The sequence below is a fragment of the Murinocardiopsis flavida genome, assembly GCF_003014485.1.
Classification (GTDB): Bacteria; Actinomycetota; Actinomycetes; order Streptosporangiales; family Streptosporangiaceae; genus Murinocardiopsis; species Murinocardiopsis flavida.
Map to the genome: position 1 here is coordinate 1 of NZ_PYGA01000057.1, position 3,856 is coordinate 3,856.

A 3,856-nucleotide genomic window follows, 5' to 3' on the forward strand; every position below is an offset into this window, starting at 1 on the left:
GGGCGGTGGTGGCGGCGGGCGTCGGAGAGGCGTTCCAGCAGGAGTACGCCCACGCCTTCGGAGAACACGGTGCCGTCGGCGTCATCGGAGAAGGCCTTGCACCGCCCGTCCGCGGCCAACCCCCGCTGACGACTGAACTCGACAAAGATCTCGGGGTCACAAGAAACTGTCGCTCCCCCGACCAGCGCCATCGAACTTTCGCCGCGTCGCAGTGATTCGCAGGCCAGGTGCAGGCCGACCAGCGACGAGGAGCACGCCGTGTCCACGGTGACCGCCGGGCCCTCCAACCCCAGGAAATACGACATTCGGCCGGACATCACCGAACTGGATGTGCCTGTCAGTACATAGCCGTCTGCGTCCGGAGCGAATGACCAGGCGCCCGAACCATAATTTGAATGCGATGCTCCGATGAATACGCCGGTGGGGCTGCCCTTCAACGAATGCGGGTCGATCCCCGCGCGCTCGATCGCCTCCCAGGCCACCTCCAGCAGCAACCGCTGCTGCGGATCCATCGCCCGCGCCTCCCGCGGACTGATCCCGAAGAACCCCGCATCGAACCCCGCCGCCCCCTCCAAGAACCCGCCCCGGCGCACATAACTCGTCCCACTCGACTCCGGATCCGGATCGAACAACGCCTCCAGATCCCACCCCCGGTCGTCCGGGAAGTCGGAGATCCCCGACCCCCCGGCACGCACCAGATCCCACAACCCCTCCGGAGACTCCACACCACCCGGCAACCGACACCCCATACCCGTGATCGCGATCGGCTCGCGATCACGGGATTCCAGTTCGCGCACGCGCCTGCGGGACCGCTGTAGATCGGCGGACACCCGCTTGAGATAGTCCCGGAGCTTTTCGTCATTGGCCATGCGAATCAACCAAACTTAGACAGAGAATCGAGAAGGAGGTCGCAGGATTCTTTATCGATTTATGGGTTTTCGAGCTGCTCATCCAAAGCAGCGAAGAGTTCGTCGTCGGAGAGGGACTCGAAATCCTGCTCGGATTCGTCCTCGGTATCCGGAATTCCTTCAACGAGCCTCAGCGCAGCACGCAGCCGCTCCGCCATCTGGGTTTGCTCTTCGGGCAGACACGGGGTCTCTTGCAGAATCCGCTCAAGGTCTTCGACCTTGGCCAGTGCTGGGGAGCCGGCCTGCGCGGCAGGCGCAAGGCCGAGCTCGTCCAGGAGGTGTTGGGCGAGGGTGGTGGAGGCGGGGTGGTCGAACAGCAGCGTCGGAGGCAGCGCCAGCCCGGTCGCGGAGCGGAGGCGGTTGCGCAACTCCACCGAGGTGAGGGAGTCGAACCCGAGCTCGTTGAACGCCCGATCGGGCTCGATGGTGTCAAGCGACTCGTGCCCCAGGACCGCGGCCGCCTCAGAACGGACCAACGTCGTGAGGGCGTGCATCTGCTCAATCCGCGCGAGCACACCCAGCTGCCGGTGCAGTTGCTCGGGCGCACTCGCAGTCGACGCGGGCCGCGACCGCGTAGCCGCCGGAGCCAGGTCACCGAGTAGCGGCGACACCGGCCCCGACGACGCGCTCGGTGTGGTGAGGGGGAGGGAGTATTGCAGCGGTGCGGGTCGTGCCAGCGCGTGGTCCAGCAGCCGGTGTCCGTGTGCCGTGCCCAGCAGCGGGAACCCGGCCGCGCGGATCCGGCCCACCTCGGCAGTTGTGAGGTGCCCGCTCATCCCGGTCGGGGTGTCCCACAACCCCCACGCCACCGACTGGCCGACCAGCCCGTGGTGCCGGCGGTGCTGGGCCAGCGCATCCAGGTAGGCGTTCGCGGCGGCGTAATTGGCCTGGCCCGCGTTGTGCAGCGTCCCGGCCGTGGACGAGTAGGTGACGAAGTGCGCGAGATCAAGGTGGCGAGTCAAGGCATGGAGGTGGTGGGCGGCGTGGGCCTTGGGCCCCAGCACCGCCGCCAGCGTGTCGGGGGTCTGCTGGGGCAGGGTCGCGTCGTGCAGCACCCCCGCGGTGTGGAACACCGCGGTGAGCGGATGCGCGTCCGGGACGGTGTCCAGCAACTCCGCGGTGGCGGTGTGGTCGGTGTGGTCGCACGCGGCGATTGTGACCTGCGCCCCGAGCGCGGCGAGTTCGTCGCGGAGTTCGGCCGCGCCGGGGGCTTCTGGTCCGCGGCGTGAGGTGAGCAGGAGGCGGGTGTGGCCGGTGCGGGCCAGATGACGGGCCAGGCCCGCCCCCAGGCCTCCGGTGCCGCCGGTGATCAGGATCGTGCCCTGGGGGTCCAGGGGGGCGGGGGTGGTGAGGACGATCTTGCCCGTGTGGCGTGCCTGGGCCATGTGGCGGAAGGCCTGGCGGGCGTGGCGGATGTCGAAGCACCGCACCGGGGGCAGGGTCAGGGCGCCGGTCGCGAGCAGGTCGGTGACGCGGCCCAGCAGGGTGGCGAGGTGGTCCGGTCCGGGATCCATCAGATCGAACGCCTGATACGAGACATCCGGGCGGGTGCGGGCAACGGTGTCGGCCTCGCGGATGTCGGTCTTGCCCATCTCCACGAACCGCCCGCCCGGGGCCAGCAGCCCCAACGACGCGTCGGTGTGCTCCCCGGCCAGGGAGTTCAGCACCAGGGTGGGCGGGGTGGGGGCGAAGGCGGTGGCGTAGTCCAGGGTGCGCGAGGACGCGATGTGGTCCTCGTCCAGGCCCAGGGCGCGCAGGGTTCCCCATTTGGCGGGGGAGGCGGTGGCGAAGACCTCGGCGCCGTGCAGCCGGGCGATCTGGATCGCGGCCATGCCCACCCCGCCCGCGCCGGAGTGGATCAGCACCCGGTCCCCGGCGGTGATGTGGCCGAGATCGACCAGGCCGTACCAAGCGGTCAGGAACACGACCGGCAACGCCGCCGCTTGGGCGAACGTCAACCCGTCCGGAATCGGGGTGAGGAGGCGGTGATCGGTGTCGAGCACCGGGGCGAACGCGCCCTTGGTGACACCCAGCACCCGGTCCCCGGGTGAAAAGCCCTCCACCTCCGGGCCGACGGCCTCGACAACACCGGCGAATTCGCCGCCGATGGGGTCTTCGTGTTCGGGAACCATCCCCAGCACCACGACCACATCGCGGAAGTTCAACCCGGCTGCCCGGGGTCGTACCCGCACCTGTCCCGGCCCTGGTTGGGGGGCGAGGGCGGGTTGGGGGACGAGGTGGAGGTTGTCGATGGTGCCGGGGGTGGTGGCGTCCAGGCGCCAGTGCCCGTCCGGAGCGGCCAGCTCCTCGGCGGTGGCGGCGCGGCGCAGCCGGGGAACACGTAGCTGGTCGGTGCGGACCGCGACCTGGTCGTGTTCGGTCTGCACCAGAGCGGTCGCGAGAGCGGTGGCGCTGGTGTGGGGGTCGGTGTCGGTGAGGGTGAACCGGTCGGGGTATTCGGTCTGGGCGGCGCGGATCAGGCCCCAGGCCGCGTGGGCGGCGGGGTCGGGGGCGCCCGTGTCCTCGCCGGTGGCGATGGCGTTGCGGGTGACGATGGCCAGGCGCCCGGCCTCGGGCCGGGCGGCCCAGGTTTGCAGGATGTGCAGCAGACCGGCGAGCGCACGATCCAACCCGCCCAGATCCGTATCCAGTGCCTGATCCGGGCCCACCTCCAGGCCCGTATTCACACCTGGAACTGATGCTTGACTCGCCCCCTCTGGGACGGTGTTGTTCCTCGCCCGACCGGAGTCCGAACTCCGGTCCGGGTCCTGCGAACCGGCGGTACCCGCACCCGTGCTGCTCTCCCCCGGGCCGGTGGTGTCTGCGGTGTCGCTGTCGTTCGCCCCGGCGGATACGGGGCTCCAGGGCAGGACCACCAGGCCGGGTGCGGGATCGGGCAACTCATCCAACTCGGCAATGGTCACCGGGGTGGTGCGGGTGGCCAGGGC

General features: G+C 69.8%; 2 protein-coding genes. Both read right to left on the reverse strand.

All coding sequences use genetic code 11. The features are described 5' to 3' along the window. A partial coding sequence (locus CLV63_RS32955) for a beta-ketoacyl synthase N-terminal-like domain-containing protein (RefSeq protein ID WP_211301605.1) occupies nucleotides 1-869 on the reverse strand: 869 nt, incomplete at its 3' end. Nucleotides 870-928: 59 nt separating this feature from the next. Continuing rightward, nucleotides 929-3,595 (reverse strand): SDR family NAD(P)-dependent oxidoreductase, encoded by a 2,667-nt coding sequence (locus CLV63_RS32960; protein WP_146165737.1) that lies wholly within the window; start codon nucleotides 3,593-3,595, stop codon nucleotides 929-931. Nucleotides 3,596-3,856 lie beyond the last annotated feature (261 nt).